Origin of the sequence: Mesorhizobium sp. M1A.T.Ca.IN.004.03.1.1 (assembly GCF_003997555.1) — a bacterium.
In the GTDB taxonomy this organism is placed as follows: Bacteria; Pseudomonadota; Alphaproteobacteria; order Rhizobiales; family Rhizobiaceae; genus Mesorhizobium.
In genome coordinates this window covers 1-268 of record NZ_RZTV01000393.1, presented here as the reverse complement: position 1 = coordinate 268, position 268 = coordinate 1, and the positions used below count along the sequence as shown (strand labels likewise).

Sequence of the window (268 nt, the reverse complement as noted above, 5' to 3'; positions counted from 1 at the left end):
GCACTGTCTCGATGCCGGCGGCTTGCGCGAATGCAGGCTCGATCATGGCCGCGACAATAGCCGCCGCCATGACAGCCGGGACGGCGATCGGCCGAATACGGGAACTGAAGGTCATTCACTCTGCTCCATTTGACTGTCTGGAAACACGAGGACGGAGGATCGCCGCCGCGAGTTGAAGACATCCCAGGTCGGCGCGGATGCCGCCTGATCGACGGGTGGGCCGCCTGTCTGCTCTTCGACCGCGGCTTCGAACGCGGCAGGCTCGCTC

2 pseudogenes are annotated in these 268 nt (G+C 64.9%); both read right to left on the bottom strand.

From position 1 onward, the window contains the following. Positions 1-115: pseudogene (locus EOD29_RS37620) on the bottom strand (Type IV secretory pathway AvhB2 protein); the annotation flags it as partial. Continuing rightward, a pseudogene (locus tag EOD29_RS37615) lies at positions 112-268 on the bottom strand (type IV secretion system protein VirB1); the annotation flags it as partial. The pseudogenes EOD29_RS37615 and EOD29_RS37620, both read right to left, overlap by 4 nt.